17 protein-coding genes are annotated in these 16,478 nt (G+C 65.7%); all 17 read left to right on the top strand.

What is annotated here, in order from left to right; translation table 11 throughout:
* The first annotated feature begins 30 nt into the window (after positions 1 to 30).
* The 17 genes from IPM20_05590 (at position 31) to flhA (ending at position 16,455) form a co-directional block, all read left to right on the top strand.
* A complete protein-coding gene (locus tag IPM20_05590; GenBank protein MBK9131098.1) occupies positions 31 to 1,371 on the top strand; it encodes a sigma-54-dependent Fis family transcriptional regulator in 1,341 nt (446 codons plus the stop codon).
* 77 nt (positions 1,372 to 1,448) lie between these two features.
* Complete coding sequence (fliE, locus tag IPM20_05585) at positions 1,449 to 1,769, top strand: flagellar hook-basal body complex protein FliE (GenBank protein MBK9131097.1); 321 nt, start codon at positions 1,449 to 1,451, stop codon at positions 1,767 to 1,769.
* A gap of 62 nt (positions 1,770 to 1,831) precedes the next feature.
* Positions 1,832 to 3,451, top strand: a complete 1,620-nt coding sequence (fliF, locus tag IPM20_05580) for a flagellar M-ring protein FliF (protein ID MBK9131096.1) — start codon at positions 1,832 to 1,834, stop codon at positions 3,449 to 3,451.
* Between the two features lie 15 nt (positions 3,452 to 3,466).
* Positions 3,467 to 4,483 carry a flagellar motor switch protein FliG gene (fliG, locus tag IPM20_05575; GenBank protein MBK9131095.1) on the top strand — a complete coding sequence of 339 codons (1,017 nt, stop codon included), beginning with the start codon at positions 3,467 to 3,469 and terminating at the stop codon, positions 4,481 to 4,483.
* Positions 4,464 to 5,117, top strand: coding sequence for a flagellar assembly protein FliH (locus tag IPM20_05570; GenBank protein MBK9131094.1), 654 nt, complete (start codon positions 4,464 to 4,466; stop codon positions 5,115 to 5,117). The genes fliG and IPM20_05570 overlap by 20 nt, the downstream gene beginning before the upstream one ends.
* On the top strand, positions 5,101 to 6,474 hold the full coding sequence (gene fliI / locus IPM20_05565; GenBank protein ID MBK9131093.1) for a flagellar protein export ATPase FliI: 1,374 nt from the start codon (positions 5,101 to 5,103) through the stop codon (positions 6,472 to 6,474). The genes IPM20_05570 and fliI overlap by 17 nt, the downstream gene beginning before the upstream one ends.
* 33 nt (positions 6,475 to 6,507) lie before the next feature.
* Positions 6,508 to 6,954 (top strand): flagellar export protein FliJ, encoded by a 447-nt coding sequence (fliJ, locus tag IPM20_05560; GenBank protein MBK9131092.1) that lies wholly within the window; start codon positions 6,508 to 6,510, stop codon positions 6,952 to 6,954.
* A gap of 303 nt (positions 6,955 to 7,257) precedes the next feature.
* On the top strand, positions 7,258 to 8,529 hold the full coding sequence (locus IPM20_05555) for a flagellar hook-length control protein FliK (protein MBK9131091.1): 1,272 nt from the start codon (positions 7,258 to 7,260) through the stop codon (positions 8,527 to 8,529).
* A gap of 276 nt (positions 8,530 to 8,805) precedes the next feature.
* Entirely contained in the window at positions 8,806 to 9,408 is a 603-nt protein-coding gene (locus tag IPM20_05550) for a flagellar basal body-associated FliL family protein (protein ID MBK9131090.1), read from the top strand.
* A 6-nt stretch (positions 9,409 to 9,414) separates the two neighbouring features.
* Entirely contained in the window at positions 9,415 to 10,428 is a 1,014-nt protein-coding gene (gene fliM, locus IPM20_05545) for a flagellar motor switch protein FliM (GenBank protein MBK9131089.1), read from the top strand.
* Positions 10,428 to 10,814 carry a flagellar motor switch protein FliN gene (gene fliN, locus IPM20_05540; GenBank protein ID MBK9131088.1) on the top strand — a complete coding sequence of 129 codons (387 nt, stop codon included), beginning with the start codon at positions 10,428 to 10,430 and terminating at the stop codon, positions 10,812 to 10,814. Before fliM ends, fliN begins: the two co-directional genes overlap by 1 nt.
* A 20-nt stretch (positions 10,815 to 10,834) precedes the next feature.
* Positions 10,835 to 11,305, top strand: coding sequence for a flagellar biosynthetic protein FliO (fliO, locus tag IPM20_05535; protein ID MBK9131087.1), 471 nt, complete (start codon positions 10,835 to 10,837; stop codon positions 11,303 to 11,305).
* Complete coding sequence (gene fliP, locus IPM20_05530; protein ID MBK9131086.1) at positions 11,302 to 12,042, top strand: flagellar type III secretion system pore protein FliP; 741 nt, start codon at positions 11,302 to 11,304, stop codon at positions 12,040 to 12,042. The genes fliO and fliP overlap by 4 nt, the downstream gene beginning before the upstream one ends.
* Before the next feature lie 34 nt (positions 12,043 to 12,076).
* On the top strand, positions 12,077 to 12,346 hold the full coding sequence (gene fliQ / locus IPM20_05525; GenBank protein ID MBK9131085.1) for a flagellar biosynthesis protein FliQ: 270 nt from the start codon (positions 12,077 to 12,079) through the stop codon (positions 12,344 to 12,346).
* Between the two features lie 28 nt (positions 12,347 to 12,374).
* Positions 12,375 to 13,148 carry a flagellar biosynthetic protein FliR gene (gene fliR, locus IPM20_05520; protein ID MBK9131084.1) on the top strand — a complete coding sequence of 258 codons (774 nt, stop codon included), beginning with the start codon at positions 12,375 to 12,377 and terminating at the stop codon, positions 13,146 to 13,148.
* Between the two features lie 4 nt (positions 13,149 to 13,152).
* Positions 13,153 to 14,286 carry a flagellar biosynthesis protein FlhB gene (flhB, locus tag IPM20_05515; GenBank protein ID MBK9131083.1) on the top strand — a complete coding sequence of 378 codons (1,134 nt, stop codon included), beginning with the start codon at positions 13,153 to 13,155 and terminating at the stop codon, positions 14,284 to 14,286.
* A 57-nt stretch (positions 14,287 to 14,343) separates the two neighbouring features.
* The gene (gene flhA / locus IPM20_05510; protein ID MBK9131082.1) at positions 14,344 to 16,455 is read left to right on the top strand and encodes a flagellar biosynthesis protein FlhA; all 2,112 of its coding nucleotides are present in this window, start codon (positions 14,344 to 14,346) and stop codon (positions 16,453 to 16,455) included.
* Positions 16,456 to 16,478 lie beyond the last annotated feature (23 nt).

Below are 16,478 nucleotides of genomic sequence, written 5' to 3'. Positions count from 1 at the left end.
ATCAATGCAATCAAAGAAGAGGTGCCGGACATGACTCATTCCACCGTGCTTGTCGTCGAGGACGAGCCGGCGCTGCGCGAGGCGCTGTGCGATTCGCTCGATCTGGCCGGCTATCCGGTGGCCGCGGCGCACGACGGCTCGGAGGCGGTCCGTGTGCTGGCGGAACGCGCCGGGGGCATCGGGATGGTGATCAGCGACGTGCAGATGAAGCCGATGGATGGCTACGCCCTGCTCAACCATATCCGCAGCAACCGGCCCGAGATCCCGGTGCTGATGATGACCGCCTACGGCACCATCCAGCAGGCCGTGCAGGCCATGCAGGCGGGCGCGGTGGATTATCTGGTGAAACCGTTCGATGCCGCGCGACTGCTGGAGATGGTCGGGCGCCATATGGCGCAGGCCGCTGCCGGCGACGAAATGGTGGCGACCGATCCGGCCAGCCGTTATGTGGCGAACCTGGCGCGTCGTGTCGCCGCGACCGACGCGACCATCATGATCACGGGAGAGAGCGGCGTCGGCAAGGAGGTGCTGGCGCGCCATATCCACCGCCATTCGCCGCGCGCCCAGCAGGCCTTCGTCGCGATCAACTGTGCCGCGATCCCGGACAATATGCTGGAAGCGACCCTGTTCGGCTATGAAAAGGGCGCCTTCACCGGGGCCTACACCGCGTGTCCGGGGAAATTCGAACAGGCACAGCACGGAACCCTGCTGCTGGACGAGATCTCCGAGATGGATCTCGGTCTGCAGGCGAAGCTGTTGCGCGTGCTGCAGGAACGCGAGGTGGAGCGACTGGGCGGGCGCGGCGTGATAGCGCTCGACGTCCGTATCCTCGCCACGTCGAACCGTAACCTGCGCGAGGAGGTGGGCGCCGGCCGGTTCCGCGAAGACCTGTTCTACCGGCTCAATGTATTTCCGCTGCATCTGCCGCCGTTGCGCGAGCGCGGCGCGGACATCCTGCCGCTGGCGCGCAGGATGCTGGGACACGGCGCGCGCGCGCAGGGCCGCGCGGTGCCCGAGTTGACCGCTGCCGCCGGGCAGCGCCTGCTCGGCCACGGCTGGCCGGGCAACGTGCGTGAGCTCGACAATGTCATCCAGCGCGCCTTGATCCTGCAGGCCGGGGCCGTGATCGACGCCGTGGACCTGCAGATCGAGGCGGTCTGCCCCGCGCCGGCGGCGCAGGCCATGGACGCAGCCCGGACCCCCGGGCTGGGCGAGGACCTGCGCGGCCGTGAACAGCAGCTGATCCTGGATACGCTGGGCTCCGTACGAGGAAGCCGCCGCGCGGCCGCCCGGCAGCTTGGCATCAGCGAGCGCACCTTGCGCTACAAGCTGGCGCGCTTGCGCGAGGCCGGCATCGAGTTGCCGGACTGACTGGCTCGGAACGTGCATAGGGAAGGGATCGAAATGAGGACCCAGGGCCGGCGCATGCGCGGCGAGGAGATGTGATCATGACGGATATCAACCCCACTCAGCTGATCTCCCAGTTACGGTCGATGGCCACGGCTGCCGGCGGTTCGCCGGCGCAGGGTGGTGGCGGGGCGGCCGGGATCGATTTCTCGGACATGCTGTCGCGGGCGGTCAACAACGTCAACGACGCCCAGCAGGAATCGGCCGCACTCAAGGAGGCGTTCCAGCGTGGCGACGAGAGCGTCGACATTTCCCGCGTCATGATCGCCTCGCAGAAGGCGAGCATCGAATTCCAGCTCATGATGCAGGTACGCAACCGCCTGGTCAGCGCATATCAGGACATCATGAACATGCAGATCTGACGCGGCCGGCTACGGAGTTCGGGCCGGAATGATTCAGTTGAGGAACGGTTTCTGGAGGCAAGATGGCGGTAGTGACGAAGGATAATGTGGTGATGCCGGCACGGGGGTTTTACGGCCTTACCCTGCTGCGCCAGTTCGGTTTGATGGCGGGCCTCGCGGCCAGCGTGGCCATCGGCGTCGCGGTGGTATTGTGGTCCCAGAAACCGAGCTATCGCATGCTGTACAGCGGGCTGGCCGAGCAGGATTCGGCCGCGGTGGTGCAATCGTTGCAGAAATCCGGCATCGCCTACGAACTGGCCGACGGCGCCGGCACGGTGCTGGTCCCGGCGGACCAGGTGCACGAGGCGCGACTCAAACTGGCCGGTGAGGGGCTGCCCAAGGGCGTCGGTGCCGGTTTCGAGCTGCTCGACAACCAGAAGGGGTTCGGGGTCAGCCAGTTCATGGAAAACGCGCGCTACCAGCGCGCGCTCGAGGGCGAGCTGGCGCAGACCATCGCCTCGATCAGCTCGGTGCGCGCGGCGCGGGTTCATCTCGCCATCCCCAAGCAGACGGCCTTCGTCCGCAGTCAGAAAAAGCCGACCGCCTCGGTCATGGTCGACCTGTATGCCGGTCGCAGCCTGGATGAAGGCCAGGTTGCCGCGATCGGGCATATGGTCGCGGCCAGCATCCCCAACCTCGACGTCGACCAGGTCACGATCGTGGACCAGCAGGGGCGCCTGCTGACCCAGCCCGAGGCGGGCGACGACATGCGTCTGACCGCCACGCAGTTCGATTACCGCAAGCGCATCGAGGCGTATTACACCAAGCGTATCGAGGACATCGTGACCCCGATCGCCGGTCTCGGGGCGGTCAAGGCGCAGGTCAACGCCAATCTGGATTTCACCGTGACCGAGGAGACCCAGGAAAGCTTCAATCCGAATCCGCCCGCGGTGCGCAGCGAGCAGACGGTCGATGAGAAGACCCTGTCGTCCCAGTCGCTCGGCGGCGTGCCCGGCAGTCTGTCCAATCAGGCCCCCTCGACCGGCGCGGCGGCCCAGACGGCCGATTCGGCCGCGCCGGCCGGCAGTTCGGTCCAGCGCACCACGCGCAACTATGAGATCGACAAGACCATCAGTCACACCAAGCGCAACGGCGCGGCCATCACGCGCCTGTCGGCCGCCGTGGTGATCGACGACCGCGCGACGGTCAATGAGGACGGCGACACGGTGCGTGAACCGCTCAGCGAGGAGGAGATCGCGCGCATCACCAACCTGGTGAAGGAGGCGATCGGGTTCGATGCCGAGCGCGGCGACAGCGTCAATGTGATCAACCAGTCCTTCACGCTGCCGCCGGCGCCGGAAGAGCTCCCCGAGCCGTCCATGTTCGAGCAGCTGAACGTGTGGGATATCGCCAAGCAGGCGCTCGGTATCGGGATCGTACTCTTCCTGATCTTCGGCGTCCTGCGGCCGGTCCTGCGCGAGCTCGCCGCGAAGGGAAAGGCGATACCGCAGGCCTTGCCGCACGGCGAGGGCCAGATGGCGGAGGACCAGCTGACCCTGAGCGGCGGGATGCGCCCGGCGGCGCTGCCCGGGGGCGCAGGCGGCGGCAATCTGGATACCAATCTGAACATGGCGCGCACGCTGGCCGCGCAGGATCCGAGGCGCACCGCCCAGGTGGTCAGGAACTGGGTGGGGGCGGAGTAATCCGGAGCGTGGACCATGGCGGATAAGAAACAGGCATCCGAAATCAGCGGCGTCGAGAAGGCGGCCGTGTTGCTGATGAGTCTCGGCGAACAGAACGCCGCCGAGGTATTCAAATATATCGGGCCCAAGGAGGTCCATCGCCTGAGCTCGGCGATGGCGAATCTGAGCAAGGTTTCGACCGAACAGGCCAACACGGTGCTGAAGGAATTCGTGCAGTCGGTCGGCCACGAAACCTCGTTCGGCATGGCGGCGCAGGATTACCTGCAGACCGTGCTGGTGAAGGCGCTCGGGCAGGACAAGGCCGGGAACATCATCAATCGTGTCATGCTCGGGGGGGCGGACTCCGGGCTCGATCAGCTCAAGTGGATGGACTCCCACGAGATCTACGAAGTCATCAAGATGGAGCACCCGCAGATCATCGCGGTGGTGCTGTCCTACCTCGACAACGATCAGGCCGCCGAGGTGCTGACGCTGTTGTCGGAAAAGGTCCGCGCGGACGTCCTGCTCAGGATCGCCGTGCTCGACCGCCTGCAGCCGACCGCCCTGCAGGAACTGAATCAGGTCATCGAGGAGCAGTTCCGCGGCAATTCCAACGTCAAGTCGTCCACGGTCGGTGGCATCAAGGTCGCCGCCAACATCCTCAACAGCATGGAATCCGCGCTGGAGACGACGATCATGGATCAGATCAACGAGTTCGACAAGGAGCTGGGCGACAAGATCCAGGATCTCATGTTCGTGTTCGACGATCTGTCCGCGCTGGACGACCGCGGCATCCAGTCCCTGCTGCGCGAGGTGTCCTCCGAGACGCTGGTGATCGCGCTGAAGGGGGCCGAGGAGGCGCTCAAGGAGAAGGTCTTCAAGAACATGTCGAAACGGGCGGGCGAGATGCTGCGCGACGATCTGGAGGCGAAGGGGCCGGTGCGCCTGAGCGAAGTGGAAGTGGCGCAGAAGGAGATCCTCGCCATCGCGCGGCGCCTGTCCGAGTCCGGCGACATCTCACTGGGTGGCAAGGGTGGAGAAGAGTACGTTTAAGGTCATCAGCGGCGCCGCGGCAGATGCCTGCGAGCGCTGGGAACTGCCGCGGGTGGGCGGCGCGGCGGCCGGCGATCCGGTCGCTCATGGCGGTCATCTGACCGCGACCCGCATGGAACAGATCCAGCAACAGGCCTACGAGGAAGGGTTCGCGCTCGGGCAGCGCGAGGGCCTGGAAAAAGGCGCGGCGCTGGCCAGGGAAAAGGCGGATCGGCTGGAGGGGATACTGAATCTGCTGTCCCGGCCGCTGCACCAGCTCGACGACGGGGTGGTGGAAGAGATCACCACGCTCGCGCTGTCCATCGCCCGCCACGTCATCCGCCGCGAGCTGAAGACCGATCCCGGCCAGATCGTCGCCGTGGTGCAGCGCGCGGCCGCGATACTGCCGGTTGCCTCGCGTAACGTCCGTCTGTTCGTCAACCCGGCCGACGCGGAGACCCTGCGCGAGAATCTCGCTGCCTTGCAGGGCGAGGAATCCGGCTGGAAGATCCTGGAAGATCCGGCGCTCGCGCGCGGCGGCTGCCGGCTGGAGACCGATAACTCGCGCGTCGACGCCAGCGTGGAACGGCAGTTCGCGGCGATCGCTGCGGAGCTGCTCGGCGGCGAGCGCCAGGAGGATGCCGGTGTTGTCTGAGCTCGATCGCGCGCCGGTATGGCGCCGGCGCCTCGCCGAGCGTGGCGCGGTACTGAAGAACGCGCCTCCGCTGGTGGTGGAGGGCAAGATTACACGCATGGTCGGACTGACGCTGGAAGCGGTCGGTTGCCAGGCGGCGATCGGTGACCGCTGTCTGATCGACAACCCCTCGGGTCATCCGCTCGAGGCCGAGGTGGTGGGCTTCGCGGGCGACAGGACCTTCCTGATGCCGAGCGGCGAGATTCGCGGCCTGGTGCCGAATGCGCGCGTCATTCCCACCGGCCGGATCTACGAGGCGGCGGTCGGCGACGGCCTGCTCGGCCGGGTGCTCGACGGCACGGGAAAGCCGCTCGATGGGCGCGGTCCGGTACGCAGCGAGACCACCTATCCCCTGCTCGGCCGGCCGATCAATCCCCTGCAGCGCCGCGTCATCAGCGAACCGCTCGATGTCGGCGTGCGCGCCATCAACAGCCTGCTGACCATCGGCCGCGGCCAGCGCCTGGGCCTGTTTGCCGGCAGCGGCGTGGGCAAGAGCGTCCTGCTCGGCATGATGACGCGCTACACCGACGCCGATGTGACCGTCGTCGGCATGATCGGCGAACGCGGCCGCGAGGTGAAGGAATTCACCAACCGTATCCTGGGTACGCACGGGATGGCGCGCGCGGTGGTGGTGGCGACACCGGCCGATACACCGCCCATGCTGCGCCTGCACGGCGCCATGCTCGCGACCAGCATCGCGGAGTATTTCCGTGACAAGGGGCTCAAGGTGCTCCTGCTGATGGATTCGCTGACGCGCTATGCCCAGGCGCAGCGCGAGATCGCCCTCGCCATCGGCGAACCGCCGGCCACGCGCGGCTATCCGCCCTCGGTGTTCGCCAAGCTGCCGCAGCTGGTCGAGCGCGCGGGCAACGGCGACGGCAACGGTTCGATCACCGCGCTGTATACCGTGCTGGCGGAGGGCGATGACCAGCAGGATCCGATCGCCGACGCCGCGCGCGCGATCCTCGACGGCCACATCGTGCTCAACCGTGAACTGGCGGACGCGGGCCATTATCCGGCGATCGACATCGAGGCTTCGGTAAGCCGCGTGATGAGCGAGATCGTCAGTCCCGAACACCAGCGCCAGGCCATACGTTTCAAGCAGCTCTATTCGACCTATCGCCGCAATCGTGACCTGATCAGCGTCGGCGCCTACGCCAAGGGCAGCGACCCCAGGGTGGACGAGGCCGTCGATTACCATCCGCGCCTGACGCAGTTCCTCCAGCAGGGCCTGAACGAGCGCGTCACCTTCCGCGACGGTTTGCGCGGCCTGGGCGAACTGCTGGGCGGAAACGTGCCGCAGAAGGCGAAGAAATAACGTACTGTCGAAATCCGGGTGGGAGATGACATCATGACGAGATCGGAACGGCTGGAACCCATCGCCGGGCTGCAGCGGGACAAGGAGATCCAGGCGACGCGCGTGCTGGGCGAGTCGCGCAACCGTTATCTGTCCCAGGAGCGCCGCCTGGCCGACCTCGAGAAATTCCTGCGCGAGTATCAACAGCGCTTCCAGACGGAAGGTGGCGGCGCCACCATTGAGCGCTTCAAGGAGTACAGGCGTTTCACCGAGCGCCTCGATGCGGCGATCCAGCAGCAGAAAAAGCTGCTGGAGGAATGCCGGCGCGAACTGGACCAGCACAACCGCTACTGGAACGAGGTAAGCTCCAAGCGGCGCGCACTCGACAAGGTCATCGACCGCTTCCAGCGCGAGGAGGTCTCGCGCGTGCAGCGGCGCGAACAGCGCGAGAGCGACGATCGCGCACAGCGTGCCCGCCCGGGTTTCGGCGGCGAGGAATAATATCAGCGCCGGTTTCGGCTGGCGTGGGACTTGCATTTTGCCTGGCGGATACGACCGACGGCAACGATCACGGGGAGCGGGGAAGTCATGGCGGTAAGCACTGCAGGCGTGGGTATTCCTATTTTGCCCGGTGTCCCGGGCCCGGCGGGCCAGGCCGTAGTTGCCGACGATGGCACATTGCCGGCGATGTCCTCCGCTGAGACCGATTCGTTTGATTCCCTGATGAATTTTCTCCTTGCCGCGCCGCGTCCCCAAGGTGTCGCCGCGCCGGGTGTGACGTCTCAGGATGCGCTCCCTACACCCGTGCTTCCGCCGGATCCGTCCATCGCCGGAGATGTTCAGGCGGAGCCGGAAGGTGAGGTCTGTGCGGAGTTTGTGCCGGTTTCCGCACCATCGAATCCCGGCTCACCCGCGGCATTCTTGCCGCAGGACGGCAAGACCTTGCCGGTGCAGCCGGCGGAGACATCGGTTGCCGATCGGCTGGAGTTCACTACGGGGGTTGAGCCGGATGACGCCGGCGATGATCTCGATCCGTGCGCAGGCGCTGCGCCTGTGCTACCGCCGGACCCGCCGGTTGTGATACCGGAGGCCGGGCAAGCGCCGGCCGCGGCACACGAACCTCCCGTTACCGCAGCCCCGGTCATCGTCGCTGCACCGATCACCGTCCCGGCGCCCGCCGCCGTCCAGACCACCGGCGAGACCGTCGTGGAGGCGGAAGGTGATGCCGACGCTGCGGAACCCGTACGCATCCCCGTGCCGAACCCCGCGGTACCCGCGCCACGATCCACGCATGCAGCCACGCCCGCACCGGGTCCGAGTTCATCATCGACCAACGGCGGCGCCGTGACGGCCGCGTCCTCGCCATCCCCCATGCCCCCGGCCGCGCCTGGATCCGTATCCGTACCCACGGGACCGGAAGCGACGGCGCCGGCGCCGGCCTCGACGCCGGACGTCGGTGCGCGTCTGCAGGAGCTGCTGGCGCGCCTCGGCGCGAATGACGGCGCAAATCCGCTTCGCGGCGAGGCCGTCCATGCCTTGTTGCGCGATCCCGAAGGCGGCGTGCCGGCGAATGCCGCCGCGTTGACCTATGCCCAGGCCGGCGCGGCCGCCCAGCCCCGGGGAGACGTCCCGGTGCCGGGCCCCGCCCTGCAAACGCCGTTGCGCCATCCGGAATGGAGCGATGAACTCGGCCAGCGCATCCGCTGGGCGCTCGGCAACCAGATCCAGAGCGCGGAACTGAAGATCAATCCGCCGCAACTGGGCCCGCTCGAGATACGCGTCAGCGTCGATTCCGATCGCCAGATGAACGTGACGCTGTCGAGCCAGCACGCGCTGGTGCGCGAGTCCCTGCAGGACAGCCTGCCGCGGCTGCGTGACCTGATGAGCGAACAGGGATTCGGCGCCGTCAACGTAGACGTCTCCCAGCACTCCTTGTCCGATGGCGGCCGTTCATCGGCGCGCCAGCCCGGGGCCGAGTCCGTGGCGCGTGCCGAGTCCGGTCCGGCCGATGACGCGGCGGGCCCCGGCGCGGACCGGCCGCGCGAGATTCGCGGACTCGTCGATCTGTACGCCTGATCCCGCTTTCGCGACCACACGCCGTCTTTCCCGTTCGTCGGGCGGTACCGCCGCGCCGGTTTCCGGCCCGCCGGCACAGGGCACGCTCGCCATCGCATTTCCGCCATCCCTGTCCCGGGAGGAAGGCATCGACGTCAAGATGCCGTCATCCTCGCGAGAGCGCGACACAACATGTTGTAATTATTAAATAATAATTTTTCTCTTCCGCTGGCACATGTCTTGCTAAATCTGGGCAGGACGTTATTACGAACTCCGTGCACAAGGGAAGGGAACGAGATGGCGAGAAAAGACGAAGAGATCAACGAAGACGAAGACAACGAAACACCCAAGCCGAAGAAGAAATCGGGCGGGGTCCTCAAGATCCTCCTGATCGTTGTCTCCGTGATCCTCCTCATCGGGACGAGCGTGGGCGCCACGCTGCTGCTGACCGGGGCCCTTAGCCATAAGGCCGGCGATGAAGTGGCTGCTGCCGAAGACGGTGGCGATGCCCCGGCCGAGGCGGCGCCCAAGGAGAAATCGAAGAAGTCCAAGGACAAGAAGTCCGCGAAGGAGCCCAAGGCGCCACCCATCTATGTCGAGCTGGGCGATCCGTTCGTGGTCAACTTCATCGAGGGGGTCCAGATCCGCTACCTGCAGGTCAAGATCGAGGCGATGACCCGCGATCAGGTCGTCGCGGACGCCATCAAGACGCATCTGCCGCAGATCCGGAACAATCTCGTGATGATGTTCAGCAACCTGGATTACGCCTCGCTCACCACGGCCGAGGGTAAACAGGCGATCCGCGACAAGGCCCTGGTCGAGGTCCAGACCATCCTCAAGGAGGAAACGGGCAACACCGGGGCGGAAGCCGTCTACTTCACCAGCTTCGTGATGCAGTGAGCCGCCATGGCAGTCAATGACATCCTGAGCCAGGACGAGATCGACGCGCTGCTCAACGGCGTCACCACGGGAGAGGTCGAGTCCGAATCCGATCAGCCGGTCATGGCCGGCGACGTCGCCGACTACGACTTCACCAGCCAGGACCGCATCGTGCGCGGGCGGCTGCCCACGCTGGAGATGATCAACGAGCGCATGGCGCGTCATCTGCGCATCAGCTTTTTCAATCTGCTGCGCCGCAGCGCCGAAATCGCGGTCGGCAACGTGCAGATGGTCAAGTTCAACGAGTACGTCCACAGCCTGTTCATGCCGGCGAGCCTGAACGTCATCCGCGTGTCGCCGCTCAAGGGGATGGGCCTGCTGGTGATCGATCCCAAGCTGGTGTTCAGCTTCGTGGACAATTTCTTCGGCGGGCGCGGCCGTTTCAACACCAAGATCGAGGGTCGTGAATTCACCCCCACGGAACAGCGCATCATCAAGATCATCCTTGACATGGCCTTCCTCAATATCAAGGAGGCCTGGAATCCCGTCGTCGGGATCGATGTCGAGTTCGTCAGCACCGAGATCAATCCGAATTTCGCCAATATCGTCAGCCCGAGCGAGGTCGTCGTGGTTTCCAGTTTCCACATCGAGTTCGAGGGCGGCGGCGGGGACATCCATTTCACCCTGCCATACGCCATGATCGAGCCGATCCGGGATCTGCTCGAGTCCGGCGTCCAGAGCGACCTCGTCGAGAGCGACGAACGCTGGACCATGTCCCTGCGCAACGAGCTGATGCACGCCGAGGTGGAACTGACCAGCACATTGACGGAGGCCAGCATCAGCATGCGCCAGCTGAGCAGTCTTCAGGTCGGCGACATCATCCCGATCGAGATCCCGGACGCCATTACCGCGGTGGTCGACGATATTCCGGTGTTCCGCGGCGTCTTCGGCAGCGCCGACGGCAGGAACGCCATCAAGGTAACTGAGCTGGTGCAGCACCAGCGCGGCAGGCAACTAATGACAATCACAGGAGTCGCGTGATGAATGATGCAACGAAAACGATGAGCGACGCGGCGGGTGCCGGGGCCGCCATGGCGCAGGGCGAGGACTACGCACGCGCCAGCTTCCAGAATCTGCAGGACGATTCGTCCGGATCCACCATGGGCGACAAGAGCCTGGACATGATCCTGGACATTCCGGTCACGGTGGCGGTCGAGATCGGCCGTACCAAGATATCGATCAGCAACCTGCTTAAGCTGAACCAGGGGTCCGTCGTCGAGCTGGACCGCCTCGCGGGCGAGCCGATGGACGTCACGGTGAACGGCACGCTGGTCGCGCACGGCGAGGTGGTGGTGGTGAACGAGAAATTCGGCATCCGCCTCACCGACATCATCAGCGCGACCGAGCGCGTCAAGAAACTGAAATAGTTCAGCGTCGGAGCATGTTGATGCCGAGAAATCTCCCGGTACTTGCCTTCGCGCGCGCCGCCTGCGGTTGCCTGCCGCTGCTGGTGTTTCCCGTGGCAGCCCTGGCTCAGGGTGCGGATCCCGCCCTCGCCCACAAGAGCGCAGTCTCGTTCGCGAGCGTGTTGCAGATGATCACCGGCCTCGGCGCCGTGCTGGCGCTGATCTTCGCGGGTGCGTGGGTGCTGCGGCGTTACGGTCGCGTGCAGGGGGTCTCGCACGGTCAGCTGAGGGTGGTTGGCGGCATCAACCTCGGCCAGCGCGAGCGCATCGTGATCGTCCAGGCCGGCACTGACCGCCTGCTGGTCGGAGTCGCACCGGGCTGCATCAGGACGCTGCACGTGCTGGAGCCGGCGCCCGAGCCAGGGGCGGAAGATTCCGTCAGCGGCGCGCCGCCCGCCAGTTTCCTCGGACGTTTCAATCAGGAACTCAGAAAGAGAATTTCGCCGTCATGATCAGGCTCATTCTCGTCCTTATCGCCGCGCTGGTTCCCTGTGCGGCCGCCCTCGCCGATTCCGGTCTGGCGGCGGTCACCGTGACGACGGCCCCCGACGGCGGCAAGACCTACAGTCTCAGCCTGCAGATCCTGGCGCTGATGACCGTGATGTCGCTGCTGCCGGCGGCCCTCATGATGATGACCTCGTTCACGCGCATCATCATCGTGCTCGCGATCCTGCGCCAGGCGCTCGGCACGGCCTCGACGCCGACCACCCAGACGCTGATCGGGCTGGCGCTCTTCCTGACGGTGTTCATCATGATGCCGGTGTTCACCGACGTCTACAACGACGCCGTGCTGCCGTACACCGAGGAGAAGGTGACGATGCAGGAGGCGCTCGAGCGCGGCAGCGCGCCGATGAAGAAGTTCATGCTGGCGCAGACGCGCGATTCGGACCTGAGCCTGTTCGCCGAGATCTCCGGGACCCCGGCGGTGGAGTCGCGCGAGCAGGTGCCGTTCACGCTGCTGATGCCGGCCTTCCTGACCAGCGAGCTGAAGACCGCGTTCCAGATCGGGTTCATCATCTTCATCCCGTTCCTGATCATCGATCTGGTGGTGGCGAGCGTCCTGATGTCGATGGGCATGATGATGCTGTCGCCGCTGATCATATCGTTGCCGTTCAAGATCATGCTGTTCGTGCTGGTGGACGGCTGGGCGCTGATCCTCGGCACCCTGGCCGCGAGCTTTTCCACCTGAACCGCATCGGGCCGATTCGCACAGGAGATACGCCATGACCCCGGAATCCGTCGTCACCCTCGGCCAGAATGCGCTCTATGTCACCCTGCTGATACTCGCGGTGCTGCTGCTGCCCGCGCTCGGCATCGGCCTGCTGGTCAGCATGTTCCAGGCCGCCACCCAGATCAACGAGCAGACGCTGAGTTTCATCCCCAAGCTGTTCGTGGTGCTGGGGGTGATGGTCGCCGCCGGCCCCTGGATCCTGCGCTCGCTGATCAACTATACCGAGGAGCTGATCCGCAGCATCCCGTCGCTGATCGGATGAGCGGAAGGGGCTGCGGGGTGATGCACAGATGAACTTCACGGACCAGGAACTGACGCAATGGCTCACGGGTTTCCTGTGGCCGTTCTTCCGCATCGCCGCCCTGGTGACGGTGGCGCCGATCCTGGGCGTGCGCGTCGTGCCGATGCGGTTCCGTGTCGGCATCGCCCTGGCGCTGACCCTGGTCGTGGCGCCCGTGCTGCCGCCGGGCCCGCAGGTCGATCCCGCGAGCGTCCAGGGCATCCTGATCGCCGGCGCCCAGGTCATGACCGGGCTCGCAATGGGCTTCCTGATGCGGCTGGTGTTCAGCGCGGTGGAAATGGGCGGCAATCTGATCGGTCAGACCATGGGGCTGGGGTTCGCCCAGATGATGGATCCTGCCAACGGCGTCACGGTTCCGGTGGTGAGCCAGTTCTATATTGTCCTGGCCACACTGATCTTCCTCGTGCTGAACGGCCACCTGATCCTGATCGAGACCCTCGTCGACAGCTTCCGGACGATTCCGGTGGCGCTCGGGTCGATCCGCGGAAACGGCCTGTGGGTGCTGCTCGAATGGGCGGGATGGATCTTCAAGGGCGCGTTGATCATCTCCCTGCCGGCCCTGGCCTCGCTGCTCCTCGTCAACGCCGCCTTCGGCGTCATGATGCGTGCCGCACCCCAGCTCAATATCTTCGTCATCGGGTTCCCGATCTCGCTCATGCTCGGGTTCATTTTCATTCTGCTGTCGCTGCCGCTGTTCGCGCCGCAGTTCTCGAGCATGACCGAGAGCGCCTTCGACGCGATCCGTGCGATGACGACGGAGTAGCGCCGTGTCGGAACATTCCGCGCAGGAACGCACCGAACAGGCCACCCCCAAGCGCCTGCAGGAGGCACGCGAACGCGGCCAGGTGCCGCGCTCGCGCGAGCTTACCACCATGGCCGTGCTGCTGATCTCCGCCGCCGGCATGATGCTGCTCGGGGACGGCATCGTGCGCCAGAACCTGCGCACGATGGAGCTTTCCTTCGCCGTCCCGCGCGCGGAGCTGATGGATCCCGCCACCATGCTGCTCAAGCTGCAGCAGGCGATCTTCGAGTCGACCGGCGCGCTGATGCCGTTCTTCGTCCTGGTGGTGGCGGCCGCGCTGCTCGCGCCGATGGCCCTGAGCGGATGGTCCTTCAGCGCCAAGGCGATGTCCTTCAAGTGGGACAAGCTCGATCCGATCAAGGGCGTGGGCCGCATATTCGCCGTGCGTGGCCTGGTCGAGCTGGTCAAGGCGCTCGCCAAGTTCTGTGTCGTGCTGGCGGTCGCCATTCTGATCCTGATGGGGAACGCGGAGGCGCTGCTCGGGCTGGGCGGCGAGGACGTTAATCCGGCGATCGCCGATGCCGGAACGCTGCTGCTGCATGCCTTTCTGATCCTGAGCGGGGCCATGATCGTGATCGCCGCCATCGATGTCCCGTTCCAGATCTGGGACCACAACAAGCAACTCCGGATGACACGCCAGGAGATCAAGGACGAATTCCGCCAGACGGACGGAAGCCCGGAGATGAAACGCCGCATCCGCGAGATCCAGCATGAGCAGTCGCGCCGCCGCATGATGGACGCGGTGCCGAAAGCCGACGTGGTCATCACCAACCCGACGCACTATGCGGTGGCGCTGCGCTACGACCAGGCCCGGATGTCGGCGCCGGTAGTCGTGGCCAAGGGCAAGGATCTCGTCGCCATGGAAATCAGGAACATGGCGCTCAGGCACAAGGTGCCGATCCTGTCCGCTCCGCCGCTCGCGCGCGCCATCTTCTACAGCACGCGCCTGGACCAGGAGATCCCGTCGGGCCTGTTCCTGGCGGTGGCGCAGATCCTGGCCTACGCCTACCAGCTGCGCCGCCGGCCGCGGCGCGGGGCCGGCGCGCACAAGGAATTCAACGATCTACCGATTCCGGACGACCTGCGACGCGACGAATGACGCCGCCGGCACCGGACGCAGTGAACATGAACGCAGATACGCGAACGAGGAACGCACATGGCTGAGGCAAACGTACTGGGCAGCATCCGCGATATCGGCCGCCACGGCATGCTGGGGGCCCCGCTGCTGATGCTGGCGCTGCTGGCGATGCTGGTGGTGCCGCTGCCGCCGCTGATGCTCGACGTGTTCTTCACCTTCAACATCGCGCTGTCGCTGGTCATCATCCTCGCCTGCGTGTATACGCAGCGGCCGCTGGACTTCGCCACCTTCCCCACGGTGCTGCTGCTGGCGACCCTGCTGCGGCTCGCCCTCAACATCGCCTCCACGCGCGTGGTCCTGCTCGAGGGGCATACCGGGGCGGACGCGGCCGGCCAGGTGATCGAATCGTTCGGCGAGTTCGTCGTCGGGGGCAACTACGCGGTCGGTCTCATCGTGTTCGCCATTCTGGTCATCATCAACTTCGTGGTCGTGACCAAGGGCGCCGGGCGCATCTCCGAGGTCAGCGCGCGCTTCACCCTGGATTCGATGCCCGGCAAGCAGATGGCCATCGATGCCGACCTCAACGCCGGCATCATCGGCCAGGACGAGGCCAAGCGCCGCCGCGCCGACGTAGTGGCGGAGGCGGATTTCTACGGCTCCATGGACGGCGCCAGCAAGTTCGTTCGCGGCGACGCGATCGCCGGAATCCTCATCCTGTTCATCAACATCATCGGCGGGCTCGCCATCGGCATGATGCAGCACGATATGGTCTTCGCCAACGCCGTGCACAACTACACCCTGCTCACCATCGGCGACGGTCTGGTTGCGCAGATCCCCGGCCTCGTGCTGTCGACTGCCGCGGCCATCATGGTGACACGGGTGTCAAGCGAACAGGACATGGGCAAGCAGTTGCTCAGCCAGATGTTCGACAGCCCGCGCGCGCTGGCCGTGACGGCCGGCGTCATGGGCCTGCTCGGCATCGTACCGGGCATGCCGAATGTCGCCTTCCTGACCCTGGCCGGGATCGCCGGGGCCGGCAGCTACATGATCCATCAGCGCAAGATGCGGCCCGCGCGCGCGCAGCAACAGGCGGCGCAGGCGCGCGAAGTGGCGACGGCGGAACAGAAACCGAACGAGTCGCGCGAGCTCAGCTGGGAGGACGTGGTGCCGGTGGACACCGTCGGGCTCGAGGTCGGCTACCGCCTGATCCCGCTGGTGGACAAGAATCAGGGCGGACAGTTGATGAGCCGGATCAAGGGCGTGCGCAAGAAGCTGACGCAGGAGATCGGTTTCCTGGTCCCGCCGGTCCACATCCGCGACAACCTCGAACTGGCGCCGAGCGCCTACCGCATCACGCTGATGGGCGTCACGCTGGGCGAGGCGGAGGTCTTTCCGGACCGCGAACTGGCGATCAATCCCGGGCGCGTGTTCGGCAAGCTGCCCGGGATAGAGACCAAGGACCCGGCCTTCGGCATGGATGCCGTGTGGATCGAGCCGAACCAGCGCGACCAGGCCCAGACCATGGGATATACCGTGGTCGACACCAGCACGGTGATCGCCACCCACCTCAATCACATCCTGCAGACCCACGCGCATGAGCTGCTCGGCCGCGAGGAGGTGCAGCAACTGCTGGACAATCTCGCCAAGGTCTCGCCCAAGCTGGTCGATGGCCTGGTGCCGGATTCGCTCCCGCTCGGCACCGTGCAGAAGGTGCTGCGCAACCTGCTGGAGGAGAAGGTGCCGATCCGCGATATGCGCACGATCGTGGAAAATCTGGCGTCAGCCTCCGCCACCAGTCAAGACCCCGGCGCCCTCACCGGCTCCGTGCGTGTCGCCCTCGGCCGCCTGATCACGCAAAACATCAGCGGATTGGGCAGCGAGCTGCCGGTGATCACCCTGGATCAGACGTTGGAACAGTTATTGCACGAGACTCTGCGCACCCAGGGGGCCGGCGGCATGGCCCTCGAGCCGGGACTGGCCGACCGTCTGCATCAGTCGCTGTTGCAGGCGGCGCAGCGGCAGGAGATGGCGGGGCAGCCGGTCGTGCTGCTGGTATCGCCGGCGCTGCGGATGGTCATGGCGCGCTTCACGCGCCACACGATCCCGGCCATGAACGTGCTGTCCTATGACGAGATACCGGACAACCGGCAGATCAAGATCGTCGCCAACATCGGTCGGCCGGACCGCTGACGACGAAGACCGCCGCCCGCGGC

It is taken from the genome of Gammaproteobacteria bacterium (genome assembly GCA_016716465.1).
In the GTDB taxonomy this organism is placed as follows: Bacteria; Pseudomonadota; Gammaproteobacteria; order SZUA-140; family SZUA-140; genus JADJWH01.
Note: the sequence above shows the minus strand (reverse complement) of the source record. Positions and strands in the feature narration are given on the sequence as shown.